The sequence below is a fragment of the Deinococcus detaillensis genome (genome assembly GCF_007280555.1).
In the GTDB taxonomy this organism is placed as follows: domain Bacteria; phylum Deinococcota; class Deinococci; order Deinococcales; family Deinococcaceae; genus Deinococcus; species Deinococcus detaillensis.
In genome coordinates, this window is the sequence record NZ_VKDB01000001.1 from 364,944 (window position 1) to 380,981 (window position 16,038).

Consider the following 16,038-nt stretch of genomic DNA (forward strand, 5'->3'; position numbering starts at 1 on the left):
AGGCTCAGTCCCCGACAATGAAAAGGCAAAGCGCCCGTCACCAGATCAGACGCGGCGCAAGGAGAATCCACCATGACCATGACCAACGATCAAGTGAACGACAAACTGCAATACCTTCTCGGCACGCTGCGCGACGGCGAAAAGGGCTTTAACGAAGCCGCTGAACATGCCCACGAAGCCAGCCTCAAGCAACTGTTTCAGACCCGCAGTGCCCAGCGCTCCGAGATGATCAGCGCCATCGAAACCCACCTGATGCAGGGCGGCGAAAAGCCCAAGTCGGGCGGCAGCGTGGTCGCCGCGCTTCACCGCACTTGGATCAACGTGCGTGACGCCGTGACCGGCAAGGACGACACTTCGGTGATTGCCGAGACCGTGCGCGGTGAGGACGCCGCCATCAGCAACTACCAAGACGTGCTCAAAGAAACCGAGCTACCCAGCGAAGTGCGCTCGCTCGTCGAAGGCCAGTACGCTCAGATTCAGTCCAGCGACGCCGAGCTGAAGGCTCTCAAGCAGCAGTACGAAGCCAAGAGCTGATTTTACAGCCTCTTAAATAAACAACAAAACGCCGCGCCTCCTGACTGGGGCGCGGCGTTTTTTGCTAATTCAAATAAATCAGATCACGAACTCGCCCGCCCGCATCACGGGTTCGCGCTGCCCATCTTTGGTAATGCCGTCCACGTTCATCTCGGGGCTGCCGATCATCCAGTCGACGTGCAGCAGCGAGTCGTTCCCGCCCTTGGCCTCAAAGGTGTCGCTGTTTTCCACGCCGCCCTCAATGTTAAAGCGGTAAGCACTGCCGATGGCGATGTGTGAGGCGGCGTTTTCATCATAGAGGGTGTTATAGAAAAACAAGCCGCTCTGGCTGATCGGTGAGGAATTCGGCACCAACGCCACTTCGCCGAGGCGGTGACTGCCCTCGTCGGTGTCGATGAGTTGCCTGAGTACGTCTTGCCCGCTTTCGGCGCTGGCTTCCGCCACCCGCCCGCCTTCAAAGCGGACGCGAATGCCTGAAAGCAGCACGCCGTTGTAGCTCAGCGGTTTGGTGCTGACCACCGTGCCCTCGGTGCGCAGGCGGTGCGGAGCGGTCCAGACTTCTTCGGTGGGCATGTTGGCAGTAAATTCGGTGCCGCTGGGCGTGAAACTGGTGCCGCCGCCCCAGATGTGATCGTCGGCGAGGCCCACCGTCAAATCCGTTTCTCCCCCCTTGAAGTGCAACGCCGCGTATTGCTTATCAGTCAGGATCTGCTTGCGGGCGTGCAATTTGCCCAAGTGCCCTTTCCACGCGCCCACCGGGTCAGCTTGATCGGCGCGGGTGGCTTTGAAGATGGCGTCCCAGTACAGCTGGACGGCTTCTTCGGGGCTGGCCTCGGGGAAGATCAGCTGGGCGCTTTCTGGCAGCGGCGCGGTGATCAGGTTCCAGTTGAGCTGGTTGGTCATGACTTGCAGGCTGTAGGGTCTACGGTAAGTAGACAAGGCCCGCTGATGGGTGGCGAGGTCTTTAGGATTTGCCCCCGCGTGTAAGTTGGGATTGGTGGCCCGAATGGCGATCACTGCGCCGCCCGCGTTGGCGGTTTCCAGCTCGGCGTCCACCCGCCATTTGCTGATCTCACCGAAGCTATCTTCCGGGGCGAGTTCAAAGCGGGCTTTTTGCACGTCGTCGTCGTCCCAGCGTACGTCGGCAAAGCTGGCTCCGGCCTTGTAAGCGCTTCTGACGATGGCGCGGGCCAGGGGCGCACTCTCGACCGGCGACTGCACCAGCACCCGCTGGCCTGCGCTCAGGCCCAGCCCCACCTGCACGGCGAGGTCGGCGTAATTCTGAAGTTTTTGCTCGAAGCTCAGTTCACTCGAATTTGGTTGGGTCATGCTCGGCAGCATACGCCGCTTTGGGGGCAGCGTAACCCCCAGCCCGCCTTCAGTTTGAAGTATCGCTCAATGGCCTCCCAGTAGGGCTGAAGGCAGATTGAAAACGGGGCCGCTTGACCCGGCCTCCAAACTCCGCTACACTGCCCGTCGCTGGTTTGACGAGGCGTAGCGCAGCTTGGTAGCGCACTACCTTGGGGTGGTAGGGGTCGCAAGTTCAAATCTTGTCGCCTCGACCAGCACGGAACTTCCTCTGAAATGGGGGAGTTTTTTTGTGTTTGACGGGTTTGGCTCGAACCGTATTTATCTTCAATTGGTGCCTTCACTCACTAAGCCATCCGGCGCACACTCACGCCCGCCCCCGCCTTTATACTGAGGGGCGTGCCGTTCGATGCCCACGCCCTAGAAACCTTAGATTATCCCCGCGTCCGCGCCGCCCTCAGCGAGCGGGCCGTCACCCGCATGGGCGTAGAGCTGGCCCAGCGCCTTTGTCCAGTCTCCGACCAGACGCAGATTAAGCGCGAACTCGACGAACTCGAAGACGCCCTGTTCGGCGTTGCCTTGTCTCTGGGCGGTATCGGCGACGTGCGCGAACTGCGCGAGCGGGCCAACGAGGGCCGGGTGTTGTCCGGCTCTGAACTGCTCGAAGTCGCTTACGCTCTCGACGCCGCCATGTCGGTGCGCCGCAGCATCACCAGCAACTCGCGGGGGCCGCTGCTGCGGCTGGCCAACTTGCTCGGTGAACACAGTCTGCTGGTGCGCCGGGTACTGGAGAGCTTGGACCGCGACGGTCAGGTGCGCGACGACGCCTCGCACAAGTTGCGCGAGACTCGGCGCAAAGTCGAGCCGCTGCGAACCCGTATCCGCGAGCGCCTGACCAACAGCCTAGAGAAGTGGGCCGACGTGCTGCAAGACAACCTGATCACCATCCGCCGCGACCGCTACGTGTTGCCGGTGCAGGCCAGCCGCGTTGGGCAGGTGCAGGGCATCATCGTGGACGCCTCGGCCACTGGGCAGACCTACTTCGTCGAACCGGCCAGTGTTACCCCGCTCAACAACGAACTGACCCGCTTGCTGCTTGACGAGGAAGCCGAGGTGCGCCGCATCCTGACCGAACTCAGCGGCTTGGTGGCCTCCGACAACGAAATTGCCCTGACCATCGTAACGATTGGCGAGCTGGACTTGATCGCTTCCAAAGCGGCCCTGGCCCGCGACTGGCGGCTGAACCGGCCTGAGACTGCGCCGCAAGCGGTCTACGCCATGCAAGAAGCCCGCCACCCGCTGATTGAAAATCCAGTGCCGAACGACCTGAGCTTGGGCGAGAACGGCACCAATTTGCTGCTGATCACCGGCCCCAACATGGGCGGCAAGACCGCGACGCTCAAAACATTGGGACTGGCCGTGCTGATGCACCAATCCGGCATGTACGTGGCTGCTGGCCGCGCCCGCCTCGCCGTCGTGGACGATGTGCTGGTGGATGTGGGCGACGAGCAGAGCTTGGAAGAAAGCCTGTCCACCTTTGCCGCCCACTTGCAGCACTTGCGCTATGTGCTCAAGTACGCCTCACCGAGCACCCTGATCCTGATCGACGAGCTGGGCAGCGGTACCGACCCCGCCGAGGGTGCGGCGCTGGCGCAGGCCATGATCGAGCAACTTCTAGTTCAAGATACGCGGGGTGTGATCACTTCGCACCTCGCGCCGCTCAAGCTGTTCGCTCTAGAGACGCCCGGCCTCAAAAATGCCAGCATGGGCTTTGACTTGGAAGCGCTTGCGCCGACTTATCAGCTTCAGGTGGGACAGCCGGGGCGCAGCTACGCGCTCTCGATTGCCCGCCGCATGGGCATTCCCGGCAATGTGATGACCCGCGCCGAAACGATCCTGGGGCCGGAAGGCGGTTTGCTGGAACGCCTGCTGGAGAATCTGGAAGTCGAGCGCCGCCAGCTTTCACAGGAACTCGAAGTCGCCAAAACGGCCCGCCGCGAGGCTGTGATTGAGCGTGACCGGATGCACAGCCAGCGCCAAGACATCGAGACGCGCCGGAGTGAATTGCTGGCCGAGGCTTCGCAAAAAGCTGAAGCGGCTTACTCGCAGGCGCTCGAACAGGTGCGGGGCTTGCGTGCCCGCGCCCGTGACGAGTCGGCCCGCCCCCGCGTGATGCAGGAGTTGCGCGATCTGCGCCGTGCTTCGCAGCAAGAACGGCCCCAGCAAAGCCAGCCCCCTGAGCCGAAGGGCGATCCGCTAAAAGTCGGCAGCAGTGTCAACGTACCGGCTTATGGCGCGGCGGGGCAGGTCATGGAAGTGCGCGGCGACGAACTGGTGGTGCAGCTCGGCGTCATGAAAGTCAATGTTCGCCGCCGTGACGTGCGCCTCAAAGAAGAAATCAATTCGTCCTCACTGGTTCGCAGTTTCAGTGGCCGCACGCCCAGCAACTTCCAGACCGAATTGCAATTGCGCGGCCAGCACGTCGAAGAAGCCATCGAGGAGCTTCGCAGCACCATTGGCGAGGCGGCGGCCCTGCGCGAAACTCCCTTGCGGGTGGTTCACGGTAAGGGGCAGGGGGTTCTGAGGCGCTTGATCCGCGATTTTCTCAAAGCCGACAAGCGGGTGGAGAGTTTCCACGACGCGGAGCCGAATCAAGGCGGGCACGGCGTCACGATTGTCAATCTGAAGGTGTGAGTATTAGAGGCTGGACAGTGCCAATAGCCTAAGCGTTCAGCGTTCGCTGCTGCTGCCCCACCCCCCAGCCCCCGCCCCAGTGGGGCGAGGGAGTGAGTCGCTGCGCTCGGCTGGAGCTTCCAGCGTTCCGGTAGGTTACTTGTGTCAACATTCCAGACTGTCGGGCATTGGTGTAGTGGGCACTGTGCTCAAGACCTGTCCTTAATGGGCGAGGTGGAAGGCGGTATTCGTTTCAGGTTTTTGCTTCTTCCGCTTGAGGGGAGAGGTTGGGACTCGCAGAGCTGAGAAGCAGAGGGAGTGAACCCCAGACGCCTTCCTACCCCCGCTCTAAGCCTGCGGTAGCCGTGCCTCGATCTTGGTGCCGCGTCCTTCGCCGCTTTCTACTCGGTACTGACCGCCGCGCGTTTCGACCCGTTCGCGCATCTGGGTCAGGCCTAAGCCGCCCGCGCTGCTGACCCGTCCCGAAACCTGAGAGAAGTCAAAGCCCTGTCCGTCGTCTTCTACGGTCAGCCGGACGCTGTGGTTGCCGATCAAACTGACCACCACGTTGGCGGCTTTAGCGTGCTTGGCCACGTTGTTGAGGCTCTCCTGCAAAATGCGGAAAATCACGGCCTCATCGCCGGGAGCGAGGTGAATGTCGCCCTGAATGTCGAGCTGCACTTTGACGCGGTGCTGTTCGCCGAAATCCAGCACGTAGCGCCGCACGGTTTCGAGCAGGCCGTAGCGCTCCAAGTCGATGGGCCGCAGCGCGAAAATGCTGCGCCGCACCTCCCGAATCTGCTCACGCAGCAGCGCTCCGGCTTCCTGCACGCCCAGCAGCGCCTGAGGGGGGTTGCTGCTGATCTGACGGCCCACCACGTCCAGTTTGATGGCGCAAAACGCCAGCGACTGCGCCACTCCGTCGTGAATTTCGCGGGCGATGCGGTTGCGCTCCTCACCGATGGCCAGCTCTTCCGAGTAGAGGTAAGCGCGGGCGTTTCTGACTGCCAACGTCGCCTGTGAAGCCAGCAGCGCCAGCAGCGGCGTGCGCTCCTGCTCGAGGCCGTCGCCGCCCAGTACGATCACGCCCACCAGGCCGTCTTCGGCGTGCAGGGGCAGGCCCAGCGCCGCCTTCACACCGGGAAACATCTCGGCGGCTTCTGCGGGGCTGGCTACCCCTGGCTGCCCACCCTCGGCCACCCGCCGCACGAAATCGGGGAGCGGGCCGCCGCTGCGAATCACGCCGCTGGGGTCGCGGGCATATTCGAGCCGCAGCACGCCGTCTTGATCCGTCAGAAATGCGGCGCGGGCGCTGGCCTGTACCCGTCCGGCGATGGTGCCGGTGACGCGGGCCAGTAAGCGCTGCATATTGCGCTCGGCGCGGATCGACTGATCGACTTCAAACAGGGTAATCAAATCACGGGTACGCCGCTGGGTGCTGACCACTGCGCTGCCCAACTCCGAACTGATCGCTGAAATCAGTTCGCGGGTGTCGCTGCTGGGCGGGGTATCAAAGCTCAGGGTCAGTTCGCCCAAGTGCTCGCCGCTGACCCGCAGAGTTTCGTTGACGAGGTAGCGTCCCCCTTCACCGAGTCGGCGGCTCAGGCCTTCCTGAGCGCTGCGGCTCGCCACGCCCTGCTCGTCTTGAACGTTGCCGCGCAGTTTGGCCTGCACCGACACCGCGCCGGTGGCTGCCTGGGTGCCGCGCACCGCCACGTCCAGCAAGCTCTCGAGGTCGGCGGGTTCAGAGACTTCTCGCATCAGGTGTTGCAGGGCGCTCATGCGCTGGTGCGAGGCGCTGAGCTCGGCGTACAGGCCGCGCAGCTCGCCCTCGGCTTGCTCGCGGGCCTGCACACCCTCGGCGATCCACTGGATGGTAAAAAAGGTGACCAGCGGCCCAGCGAGGCCGTAAAACGCCAAGTGCGCCAAGCGGCCAAAGTTGGCGTCGCCTAGCGGAATAAACCACTCCTCGTAAGTCACCACCACCAGCACGATCAAGAGCGGCATCAGGTTGCGGGTCAGCAGCACCGTGCGCGACAGCGGTGTGTGCTCGGCGGTTTCTAAACCGCTGGCAAGGTATTCGGGGGCAGAGGGAGGCACGCTCACCCCCCGACTCTACAGCGGCCCACTCGCCTTGACCGTAGCCGGGGCGCGTTCAGGATGAACTTTGTGGAGTTCCTGTTTGCGGCTCGGTGGGCGCGTCTTGCGCTTTTCCTGGCTCGACTCCCTCGGCCTGAACGCGCCCAACTTTCCACTGGACTTGCCGCAGCAGTCCACGGGCCAGCCGCACTTCCGCCGAGCTCAACGCGCCCCGGTCGAGCGCCACCCGCCACAGCCGCAAGGTGTGCCGCGCCCGCACCGCGTCGGTGTAGCCGGTGAGCATCATCACTTCTCGGAGGTGGCCGTACAGCCCTTCCATCTCGCTACTCAGGGCCGTTTTGCGGCTAGGAAACTCCAGGAGGGCGTTCTCCTCGGTGAGTGTGGTGGGGCCAGCCACTCTGGGGCGCTCGGCCTGCAAAAACTCGTAGCAGGTCAGTAGCACCGCTTGGGCGAGGTTGAGGCTGGCATAGGCCGCTGTCGGCACCAGCATCGTGACGCGGCAAAGTTCGAGGTCGGCATTGTTCAGGCCCGATTCCTCCGGCCCGAATACTAGGGCGGCCGACTGCGCGGCCAGCACCAGAGGGCGGACTTGAGCCGGGTGCTGCGGCGGTGCGAGGTCGGCGCGGATGCGGGCACTGGTACCCACCACCAGATCGCACTCGGCCACCGCTTCTTTGAGGGTGGCGTAGATTTTGGCGCTGTCGAGCAGGGAAGCGGCGTGAACGGCCATTGCCCGGCTGGCTGAGTCCTTATAGTCACAGCGGGGCGCGACAATTCGCAGATCGCTGGCTCCCATATTGAGCATCGCCCGCGCCGCCGCGCCGACATTACCTGAAGTTTTGGGAGAGACCAGGACGACGGCAAGGTTCAAGTTGAGCACAGTCACGCTGGGCATGGTAGCGCTTTGGGGTTGCATTGGAATGGGTCTTTTCAAACTGGACTGGAAGACTATCTTCACGCTTTAGCTTTCGCTTTTTCCCACCCCCCAGCAGGCAGGCGTCCTTATGGGCGTCCGTTTTGCACAAGAAGCCCCCTCCCGGTGGCGAGGGAGCAAGTCGCTGCGCTTGTCATGGAGTTTCCAGCATTCCGGCAGGCCACTCGCGCCGACTTTCCACACTGTGGGGCGGTCAAGCTGTGGGCGCTGTGCAAAAGACCTACCCATACTGGGCGAGCTGGAAGGCGGTATTCGTCCCAGGTTCTTTGGTTGCTCTTATTTGAGGGGGGGAGGTTGGGACTTACCAGCTCGCCGAGAGGGGGTGAGTGAGCGCTGGTGATTCCCCTCCCGACTCCGCCCTACTCCGCCGCCACCTGCTGGTAAATCTCCAAGTAGCGCTTGGCTGGCCCCTTCCACGAAAAATCTAACGGCAAGCCGCGTTTGGCGCGGGCATTCCACGTTTTGGGCTTGCTGACGGCGGCCTCGGCCCGGCCCAGCGCTTCCAAAAAGGCGGCGGGGGTGGGGTCGTCAAACAAAAAGCCGATGTCCCCCGGTACGGTGTCAGCCAGCCCTCCGGTGCGGCGGGCAACCGGCGGAGTGCCGTAGCGCAGGGCGATCATCTGTGATAGCCCGCACGGCTCGAAGCGGCTGGGCATGGCAAAGGCGTGCGCTCCAGCGTACAGGCGGTGTGACAGGCTTTCGTTCATGCCTTTGACGTGCCGCACGCGCGGCGAACTTTGCGCCCACACTGAAAAAGCAGTTTCGAGTTGAGTGTCGCCGCTGCCCAGCAGCACCAGATTCCACTTTTTGACGATCTCTGGCATGGCCGAGAGCAAAATGTCGAGGCCCTTCTGGGTGGCGAGGCGTGCGACGCAGCTCAAAATCGGGGCGTCGTCGAGGTGAAACTCTTGTCTGAGGGCGGCGATGTTGGCTTCTTTGGTGGCCATCGTGCCGTAAGGCAAAACGTGGCCGTCGGTGCGCGGGTTCCAGCGCTCTTGATCTAAGCCGTTGATGACGCCGGAGAGCTTGCCCTCGGCCAGCCGGGTTTGCAGCACGCCTTCTAGGCCCTCACCAAATTCGGGGGTGGTAATTTCTTTGGCGTAGGTCGGGCTGACGGTGGTGACGTGTCCGGCATACACCAGCCCCGCTTTCATTAGGTTGAGGTCGCCGTAAAATTCAACGCCCTCGGGAGTGTCCACCCATTCGGGCAGGCCCGTCCAGCCGAAGCTGTCATCGATGTTCCAGCGGCCTTGATACTGCAAATTGTGGATGGTAAAGACGCTGGGCACGTGGCGCAACTTGGCGTGGGCCACCACCAGTCCGGCAGCCCAGTCATGGCCGTGCAGCACGTCAAAGCGGATGCCCACTGCGGCCAGAACCGGCAAGACCAAGCGTCCCCACACCGAAAAGCGCTCCACATCATTACTGTGGTAGATGCCGGGGCGCTTGAAAGCGGGCGTTTCCAAAAACAAAAAGCGCACGCCGCCCTCATTGATCTCGCCCAGCCGCACATTGCCGCCGCGCCAGATCTCGTGGGGCGTGCCGACAATATCGGCGTACCAGGGCGACAGCACGCTGGCTTGATGGCCCAGGCGGGCGAGTTCGGCGGGCAGGGCAGCCATCACATCGGCCAGTCCACCCGTGCGGGAAAAGGGGTAAGCCTCAGAGGCCACGTGAAGGATATGCATAAAGGTATGCTACCCCGCCCGCCGCGCCGCTTTAAACAATCAAGCTGGGGAGCAGTTGGTCAGTGCAGGAAAAGTGCGGGGGGTTTTGACAGCTCACGTTTTTCTTGCTACTATTCATGCCGCTGGGAGAAACGGGCCATGCGCCCTGCCCCACACGGCGGCGCTGTAGCCAAGTGGTAAGGCAGAGGTCTGCAAAACCTCCACCACCGGTTCAAATCCGGTCAGCGCCTCCAAACTTCTGTGCCCCCTCTTTTAGGTTTAGATCCGTAGCTCAGGGGTAGAGCACTACATTGACACTGTAGGGGTCAGCAGTTCAAATCTGCTCGGGTCTACCAATAGCCTCCGCTCCGGCGGGGGTTTTTCTTTGCTTGTCACTCTCTACCCTGAGTCACGGCGTAGCGGCCAATGGCCTCGCTTCGCGCTCCTGCGGCAGCAGTTCCCGCGAGTCCAGCACACTGTCGGGGATGCCCGCCAAAGCGTCGTCCAATACCTCTAGTCCCGCGCCGTCCTTAAAGGCCCGCTCGCTGATGGTGCGCTTGTAGTGCCGCGCCCCGCTGTGTCCGGCAAACAGGCCCAGCGTGTGCTTCAGCATTCGGCTCAGGTAAACGCCCTGCTCAAGTTGCTCGGCGAGGTACGGTCTGAACGCCTCGATCACCTCGCGGCGGCTGGGCGGCAGGGTGTCAGTGCCAAAGACGTCGCGGTCAGCGGCGGCCAGCAGATACGGCGTTTGGTACGCGGCGCGGCCCAGCATCACCCCGCCGGCCCAAGTCAGGTGGTTCTGGGCGTCGTCCAGTGTTTGAATGCCGCCGTTCAGCACGAAGGTCAGTGCCGGAAAGTCGCCCGTAAGCTGGCGCACCAAGTCGTATCTCAGCGGCGGCACTTCGCGGTTTTGCTTGGGCGACAGGCCAGTGAGCCAGGCTTTGCGGGCGTGAACGATGAAGGTCTGGCAGCCTGCATCGGCCACCGTCTGAACAAAGTGGTACAGCAGCTCATAGCTGTCGAGGTCATCGATGCCGATGCGGTGCTTGACCGTCACGGGCAGCTGGGTCGCGCCGCGCATGGCCGCTACGGCGCGGGCCACCACCTCGGGTGTGGCCATCAGGCAAGCGCCGAAGCTGCCGCTTTGCACCCGGTCAGACGGGCAGCCACAATTTAAGTTGACTTCGTCATAGCCCCACTGCTCAGCCATGCGGGCGCACTCGGCCAGCGCTAGGGGGTCGCTGCCGCCGAGCTGCAACGCCAGCGGATGCTCAGCGGGCGAGAAGTCGAGGTGCTTTTTGGCGTCGCCGTGCAGCAGCGCTCCCGTGGTAATCATCTCGGTATACAGCAGCGCTCTCTTGCTCAGGGCGCGGTGAAAGACCCGGCAGTGGCGGTCTGTCCAGTCGAGCATCGGGGCGACGCTGAAGGTATGGGGGGGCAGCAGGCCAGCAGTCATCTCAGCCGAAAAGCATAGCGCTTATGAGCGGGCCACAAGGCGGCTTGGGCTGCTTTGCGGCAGTGTTCAGATTCTCAAAACAGCCTCAGAGTGCAGTGGCGACAGAGAAAAGCTGCAGCTCTCCTGCACTCCACTTCAACTTGACGCTATGTCGGTTTCTTAGCTTAAAGAACCGGAGGGCCGACAAAACAGCTTCAGTTTGCATGTCCAGCGTGGTTGCTGGCTCCCCGCCTCACCCTCTGAGTCTATTGGAAGGTCAATGATCAAAGCGCCCTCTCCTGTGCCTGAGCCTGAACGCCGCGAACAAAAACACAACCTGCTCAACGCCCTCGGGCCGGGCCTCATCACTGGGGCCAGCGACGATGATCCGAGCGGCATCGCCACTTACTCGCAGGTCGGGGCGCAGTTCGGTTACGGCCTGCTGTGGGCGATGCTCTTTTCTTATCCGCTGATGGCCACCATTCAAGAAATCAGTGGCCGACTCGGCCGCGTGACCGGACACGGCATCGCCGGAAACATGCGCCGCGCTTACGCGCCAGTGTGGCTGTGGTTGGTCACCGCGCTGCTGATCGTCGCCAACGTGATCAATCTGGGGGCCGACATTGGCGCGATGGGCGAAGCAGTGCAGCTGCTGATCGGCGGCCCAGCGCTGCTCTACGCAGCCCTGTTCGCCGCGCTGTCGGTGCTTCTGCAAGTCTTCGTGCCATACACCCGCTATGCCCAGATTCTCAAATGGCTGACGGCTTCGCTCCTGGCCTACGTCGCCACTGTGTTCGTGGTGCATGTGCCTTGGGGTCAGGCGCTGCGGGCCACGTTGCTGCCGCACTTCAGTGGAGGCGCGGCGTCGATTCAGGCGCTGGTCGCGGTGCTGGGCACCACCATCAGCCCTTACCTGTTTTTCTGGCAGGCGTCCGAGGAAGTCTCCGACATGGACACCCACGTCCTCGAGCATCCCCTCAAGCAAGCGCCGCAGGAAGCGCCTGAACAGTTCCGGCGCATTCGCACCGATACCTTCATCGGCATGGCCTTTTCCAATCTGGTGGCCTTTTTCATTATCCTGACGGCGGCAGTGGTGCTGCACGCGCACGGACAGACCGATATCCAGACCGCTTCGCAGGCTGCCGAGGCGCTACGGCCCGTCGCCGGGCGTTTTGCCTTCATCCTGTTTGCGGCGGGTCTGGTGGGTACTGGGCTGCTGGCCCTGCCAGTGCTGGCCGGATCGGTGGGCTACGCGCTGGGAGAGGCGCTGAGCTGGCCGGTGGGTCTGGAGCGCAAGCCCTATCAGGCCAAAGGCTTTTACGTCATCATCGCGCTGTCTACGCTGCTGGGCCTGGGGTTGGTGCTGGTGCAGATCGATCCGATCAAGGCGCTTTATTACTCGGCGATTATCAACGGCGTGGCGGCGGCCCCGGTGATGCTGCTGCTGATGTTGATGACGGCCAACGAGCGGGTCATGGGCGAATTCACAGTGAAGGGCTGGCTGCGGGGACTGGGCTGGCTGGGCACCGGCGTGATGGCGCTGGCCGCCGCCGCCATGTTCGCCACGATGAGGAAGTGATGGGCCGACCGCTTTTTGTTTTCGGGAGGTTGAAGCCGTGAGCGCTGCTCAAAACGCCGCTGCTGAGTGCCGCGCCGAACTTTGCTGGAGAGCGCTTAAACTGACTCCGTGACTTTGTTCGCTGCTCTGGCCGTATTCGCCGCGACGCTGTTTTTGGTGATCGTCCGCCCCTTTAAGCTCAATATCGCGTTGGGCGCTGGGCTGGGCGCGTCGGCGGCGCTGCTGCTGGGCTTGGTGCAGTGGGCAGACGTGTGGGTGGTCTGGCAAGCCACCTGGAACGCCACCTTCACCCTCATCGCGCTGATTGTCCTCAGCTTGCTGCTCAGCGAAGCGGGGCTGTTCCGCTTTGTAGCGCTGCACTTGGCGCGGTGGGCCGGCGGAAACATGGCGCGGCTGTTCGTGCTGCTGATCTTGTTTGGGGCGGTGCTGGCCGCTCTCCTCGCCAATGACGGCGCGGTGCTGATCTTGACGCCGGTTGCCCTGGAGTTATGCGAACTGCTCGAACTCAAGCGCCCGGCTGGACTGGCCCTGTTGTTTGCCACCGGCTTTATCGTGGACGCCGCCAGCTTGCCACTGATCACCTCCAACCTCACCAACCTCATCAGCGCCGATCAGTTCAAGCTGGGTTTTGCGGCTTACGTCGCCGTGATGGGGCCGGTCAATTTGGCGGCAGTGGCGGCGGGGTTGGCAGCGCTGTGGTGGCGCTTTCATAAAAGTTTGCCAGCCGGGTACGCCGTACAGGGTTTGCCTGCGCCCAACTCAGCGTTGCAAGACGTGGCGGTGTGTGGGGTGGGCGCGGGGTTGCTGGCAGCACTGCTGATCAGTTTTTTTCTCGCGCCGCGCTGGGGCATTCCTGAAAGTCTGCCCGCGCTCTTGGCGGCGGCGGCGCTGCTGCTGACCGCTTGGGCGCGGGGCCGTCCGGCGGTGACTGTGCTCAAAAATGCGCCGTGGTCGGTGGTGGTCTTTTCGCTGGGCATGTATCTAGTGGTCTACGGCTTACGCAACGCCGGAGTCACCGACGCAGCGGGAAGCGTCTTCGCGGCGCTGTGGCAGCGCGGTTCTTGGGCACTGGCTTACGGCCTCGGCGGGCTGATGACGTTGGCCTCAGCCATGTCCAATAATCTTCCGGCGCTGCTGATCGGAGCGCTGGGCATCGAACAGGCCAAGCTGCCGCCACACGCCGAAACGCTGGCGGTCTACGCCAACATCGTGGCGGCCAACCTCGGCTCCAAGCTCACGCCGCTGGGCAGCCTGGCGACGCTGCTGTGGCTGCGCCTCCTCGCGGCACGGAAGTGGCAGGTGTCTTGGGGCGAGTATCTGCGCCTGTCTTGGGCCGTGACCTTGCCGACGTTGCTCCTGACCTTGTGCGCTTTGGTGCTGCTGCACCATTAACGCGCCCAGATAGCCACCCCGCACCCGCTTAGGCCCGCTGCTGTCGCCGCTCAATCAGATCATTGAGAAATGCCATAGAGTAGGCTTATGACGCGGCTGAATTTCCAGCAGTCAAGCCGGAATACTGAAGCGCCAGACGGCGGCTTTACTTGGTGTTTAGCAAACTCTGAAACGATGCCGGAGATGAACATAAATCAGCGTTTGAGTGTGGTTGCTCTGCTTGCTCTTTCCACCGCGCAGGCGGCTCCGGCTCCGTTTGCCGTTGCACTTTCCGCTGGTGATACCGCTCTCAAGTGCGGCGCGGCCACCACACCTGTACTCAAGTTCTCTGGCACGCCGCCGAGCGGCACCAAAAGTTACGCCATCATCTTCTGGGATCAAAGCTCCAGCGCACTCAGCGGAAGGTGGCTGGTCTTCGACTTGCCGCTGGGAACGACTCAACTCAAAGCCGCGTCGGCCAGTATGCTCAGCGTCGCGGGCGGCAAAGCGGCCACCAACGAAGCCAACCAAGCTGGCTACACGGCGGTGTGCGCCAAAGGCAGACACGACCTTTACATTGATTACTACGCGCTGGATGTCGCCTCGCTCAACTTGCCTGCCGGTGCGCCGCTGCAAACTTTACACTCGGCCATCAAGCGCCATAAGCTGCAAGAAGCCAAAGCCCACTTGGTCTGGCCGGTCAAATGAAGCTTCTGCGGCGCTTGGCGGTGGTGCTCAGCTTAGCGGCGTTGAGTCCGTCGCACGCCCTCAATCTCTATGCCCACACCGCTGCGGGAATGCTCAGCCCAGCCGTCAAAGGTGTTCCCGCCCGCGTCTACGTTCCCAATGGTCTGGACAGCACCGTCAGCGTCATCGATCCCAAAACGTTCAAAGTCCTGTCCACCTTCCGCGTCGACACTGAGCCGCAGCATGTGGTGGCCGCACACGACCTCCAGACGCTGTACGTCGTCAGCGACAAAGGGCGGCAATCGCTGACCCCGATTGACCCGCGCAGCGGCCAACCGGGTAAGCCGGTTCCCACGCCCGATCCTTACAACCTCTATTTCACGCCGGACGGTAAATACGCTTTGGTGGTGGCTGAAAATCAGGCCCGCTTGGACTTTCTGGCCGTTAAAACCATGACGCCCGCTTTCTCCATCGCCGTGCCGTGTCAGGGCGTCAACCACATGGATTTCAGCCCCGATGGTCAGCACCTTCTGGCCGCCTGCGAGTTCAGCGGCGACCTCATCAAACTTGACCTGACCTCCCGCGGCGTTACCGGGAAGCTGCACGTCGGCGGAATGCCGCAGGACGTGCGAATCGCGCCGGACGGTAAGGTCTACTACGTGGCGGACATGATGAGCAACGGGCTGCACGTTATTGACGGCTCAGGGCCAGTTCCGAAGAAGATCGGTTTCATTCCCACCGGCAAAGGCGCACATGGGTTGTATCCCAGTCGCGACGCGACCCGCCTGTTCATCTCCAACCGTGACGAGGGTAGCGTCAGCGTGCTGAATTTTGCCAAACGCAAGCTGATCGCCAAGTGGAAGATTCCCGGCGGCGGCAGTCCCGACATGGGCAGCGTCTCGGCGGATGGCAAGCAACTGTGGCTGTCGGGTCGGCGCAGCAACGTGGTTTACGTCTTTGATACCAAAAGTGGCACACTCCTCAAGAAAATCAAAGTCGGCAACGGGCCGCACGGCCTGACCTTCTTTCCGCAGCCGGGCCGCTATTCGCTGGGTCACACTGGAAATTACCGCTAAGCCCGACACGAAACCGCCCGCTTCCACAATGTTTGGAAGCGGGCGAATTTGTATGGAGCGATTTACATTTTCGGCATCAGTACCGTGTCGATGACGTGAATGACGCCGTTCGACGCTTTGATGTCGGTCTTGGTGACGTTGGCTTTATCCACCATCACGTTCTTGCCCATCACATTGATCTTGACGCTGGAACCTTCCAAGGTCTTGGCAGACTTCATTTTGACGACGTCGGCGGCCATCACGTCACCGGCGACCACGTGGTAGGTCAGCACTTTGGCGAGTTCTTTTTTGTTTTTGAGCAGGGCGTCCAGGGTGGCTTTGGGAATCTTGGCGAACGCTGCGTTGGTCGGTGCGAATACCGTGAACGGCCCCTTGCCGGCCAGTGTCTTGTCGAGGCCAGCCGCTTTGAGAGCCGCGAGCAGAGTGCTGAACTGCGCGTCTTTGGTGACGATGCCGGCAATGGTGTCCGTTCCCTGAGCTGAAGCACTGCCGAGAGCGAGGGCCGCAAAAAGAACTACAGTTGTATTTTTCATGGTGTCTCCTGTCCTGCTTAAGCAGTCTGAAGCCCCAAGATAAAATCTAAGTATATCTCGGACTACTTTCGCCTAGCATTGTCCGGTAGGATACGTTTTCAATCTAAATGTCTTATATTTAGCTCATAGAAGACTTAAAGG

General features: G+C 62.1%; 12 protein-coding genes and 3 tRNA genes. 9 read left to right on the forward strand and 6 right to left on the reverse strand.

Annotated features, from left to right (window positions below; all coding sequences use genetic code 11):
* Positions 1 to 72: 72 nt before the first annotated feature.
* A complete protein-coding gene (locus FNU79_RS01955; protein ID WP_143719196.1) occupies positions 73 to 534 on the forward strand; it encodes a PA2169 family four-helix-bundle protein in 462 nt (153 codons plus the stop codon).
* A 78-nt stretch (positions 535 to 612) separates the two neighbouring features.
* Here FNU79_RS01955 and FNU79_RS01960 read toward each other — a convergent pair whose 3' ends face one another.
* The gene (locus FNU79_RS01960) at positions 613 to 1,863 is read right to left on the reverse strand and encodes an aminopeptidase (RefSeq protein WP_143719197.1); all 1,251 of its coding nucleotides are present in this window, start codon (positions 1,861 to 1,863) and stop codon (positions 613 to 615) included.
* Between the two features lie 159 nt (positions 1,864 to 2,022).
* Here FNU79_RS01960 and FNU79_RS01965 point away from each other — a divergent pair.
* Together FNU79_RS01965 and FNU79_RS01970 are read left to right on the forward strand one after the other, a co-directional pair.
* Positions 2,023 to 2,099 (forward strand) — tRNA-Pro (locus FNU79_RS01965).
* Between the two features lie 142 nt (positions 2,100 to 2,241).
* The gene (locus FNU79_RS01970) at positions 2,242 to 4,536 is read left to right on the forward strand and encodes an endonuclease MutS2 (protein ID WP_143719198.1); all 2,295 of its coding nucleotides are present in this window, start codon (positions 2,242 to 2,244) and stop codon (positions 4,534 to 4,536) included.
* A gap of 327 nt (positions 4,537 to 4,863) precedes the next feature.
* Here FNU79_RS01970 and FNU79_RS01975 read toward each other — a convergent pair whose 3' ends face one another.
* From FNU79_RS01975 to FNU79_RS01985, 3 genes are all read right to left on the reverse strand, one after another.
* The gene (locus tag FNU79_RS01975; protein ID WP_318636125.1) at positions 4,864 to 6,621 is read right to left on the reverse strand and encodes a sensor histidine kinase; all 1,758 of its coding nucleotides are present in this window, start codon (positions 6,619 to 6,621) and stop codon (positions 4,864 to 4,866) included.
* A 49-nt stretch (positions 6,622 to 6,670) separates the two neighbouring features.
* The gene (locus FNU79_RS01980) at positions 6,671 to 7,510 is read right to left on the reverse strand and encodes an RNA methyltransferase (protein WP_404825753.1); all 840 of its coding nucleotides are present in this window, start codon (positions 7,508 to 7,510) and stop codon (positions 6,671 to 6,673) included.
* A 398-nt stretch (positions 7,511 to 7,908) separates the two neighbouring features.
* Positions 7,909 to 9,237, reverse strand: coding sequence for a glycogen synthase (locus FNU79_RS01985; protein ID WP_143719199.1), 1,329 nt, complete (start codon positions 9,235 to 9,237; stop codon positions 7,909 to 7,911).
* Between the two features lie 159 nt (positions 9,238 to 9,396).
* On the opposite strand from FNU79_RS01985, the gene FNU79_RS01990 reads away from it, so the two are divergent.
* Both FNU79_RS01990 and FNU79_RS01995 read left to right on the forward strand, forming a co-directional pair.
* A tRNA-Cys gene (locus FNU79_RS01990) sits at positions 9,397 to 9,470 on the forward strand.
* Positions 9,471 to 9,497: 27 nt separating this feature from the next.
* A tRNA-Val gene (locus tag FNU79_RS01995) sits at positions 9,498 to 9,572 on the forward strand.
* A 53-nt stretch (positions 9,573 to 9,625) separates the two neighbouring features.
* Here the strand turns inward: FNU79_RS01995 and dusA are convergent.
* Positions 9,626 to 10,672 carry a tRNA dihydrouridine(20/20a) synthase DusA gene (gene dusA / locus FNU79_RS02000; protein ID WP_143719200.1) on the reverse strand — a complete coding sequence of 349 codons (1,047 nt, stop codon included), beginning with the start codon at positions 10,670 to 10,672 and terminating at the stop codon, positions 9,626 to 9,628.
* A gap of 259 nt (positions 10,673 to 10,931) precedes the next feature.
* On the opposite strand from dusA, the gene FNU79_RS02005 reads away from it, so the two are divergent.
* The 4 genes from FNU79_RS02005 (at position 10,932) to FNU79_RS02020 (ending at position 15,364) form a co-directional block, all read left to right on the forward strand.
* Complete coding sequence (locus FNU79_RS02005) at positions 10,932 to 12,230, forward strand: Nramp family divalent metal transporter (RefSeq protein ID WP_143719201.1); 1,299 nt, start codon at positions 10,932 to 10,934, stop codon at positions 12,228 to 12,230.
* Positions 12,231 to 12,338: 108 nt separating this feature from the next.
* A complete protein-coding gene (locus tag FNU79_RS02010; RefSeq protein WP_225429815.1) occupies positions 12,339 to 13,622 on the forward strand; it encodes an ArsB/NhaD family transporter in 1,284 nt (427 codons plus the stop codon).
* A 207-nt stretch (positions 13,623 to 13,829) separates the two neighbouring features.
* Positions 13,830 to 14,309, forward strand: a complete 480-nt coding sequence (locus tag FNU79_RS02015; protein ID WP_185974578.1) for a YbhB/YbcL family Raf kinase inhibitor-like protein — start codon at positions 13,830 to 13,832, stop codon at positions 14,307 to 14,309.
* A complete protein-coding gene (locus FNU79_RS02020) occupies positions 14,306 to 15,364 on the forward strand; it encodes a YncE family protein (RefSeq protein WP_143719203.1) in 1,059 nt (352 codons plus the stop codon). The genes FNU79_RS02015 and FNU79_RS02020 overlap by 4 nt, the downstream gene beginning before the upstream one ends.
* Positions 15,365 to 15,426: 62 nt before the next feature.
* Here the strand turns inward: FNU79_RS02020 and FNU79_RS02025 are convergent, their stop codons facing one another.
* The gene (locus tag FNU79_RS02025; RefSeq protein WP_143719204.1) at positions 15,427 to 15,897 is read right to left on the reverse strand and encodes a fasciclin domain-containing protein; all 471 of its coding nucleotides are present in this window, start codon (positions 15,895 to 15,897) and stop codon (positions 15,427 to 15,429) included.
* Positions 15,898 to 16,038 lie beyond the last annotated feature (141 nt).

Coding starts and splice junctions, on each gene's coding strand:
- FNU79_RS01955 (WP_143719196.1), top strand. CDS start 73: ATGACCATGACCAACGATCAAGTGAACGACAAACTGCAATACCTTCTC.
- FNU79_RS01960 (WP_143719197.1), bottom strand. CDS start 1,863: ATGACCCAACCAAATTCGAGTGAACTGAGCTTCGAGCAAAAACTTCAG.
- FNU79_RS01980 (WP_404825753.1), bottom strand. CDS start 7,510: ATGCCCAGCGTGACTGTGCTCAACTTGAACCTTGCCGTCGTCCTGGTC.
- FNU79_RS01985 (WP_143719199.1), bottom strand. CDS start 9,237: ATGCATATCCTTCACGTGGCCTCTGAGGCTTACCCCTTTTCCCGCACG.
- dusA (WP_143719200.1), bottom strand. CDS start 10,672: ATGACTGCTGGCCTGCTGCCCCCCCATACCTTCAGCGTCGCCCCGATG.
- FNU79_RS02005 (WP_143719201.1), top strand. CDS start 10,932: ATGATCAAAGCGCCCTCTCCTGTGCCTGAGCCTGAACGCCGCGAACAA.
- FNU79_RS02020 (WP_143719203.1), top strand. CDS start 14,306: ATGAAGCTTCTGCGGCGCTTGGCGGTGGTGCTCAGCTTAGCGGCGTTG.
- FNU79_RS02025 (WP_143719204.1), bottom strand. CDS start 15,897: ATGAAAAATACAACTGTAGTTCTTTTTGCGGCCCTCGCTCTCGGCAGT.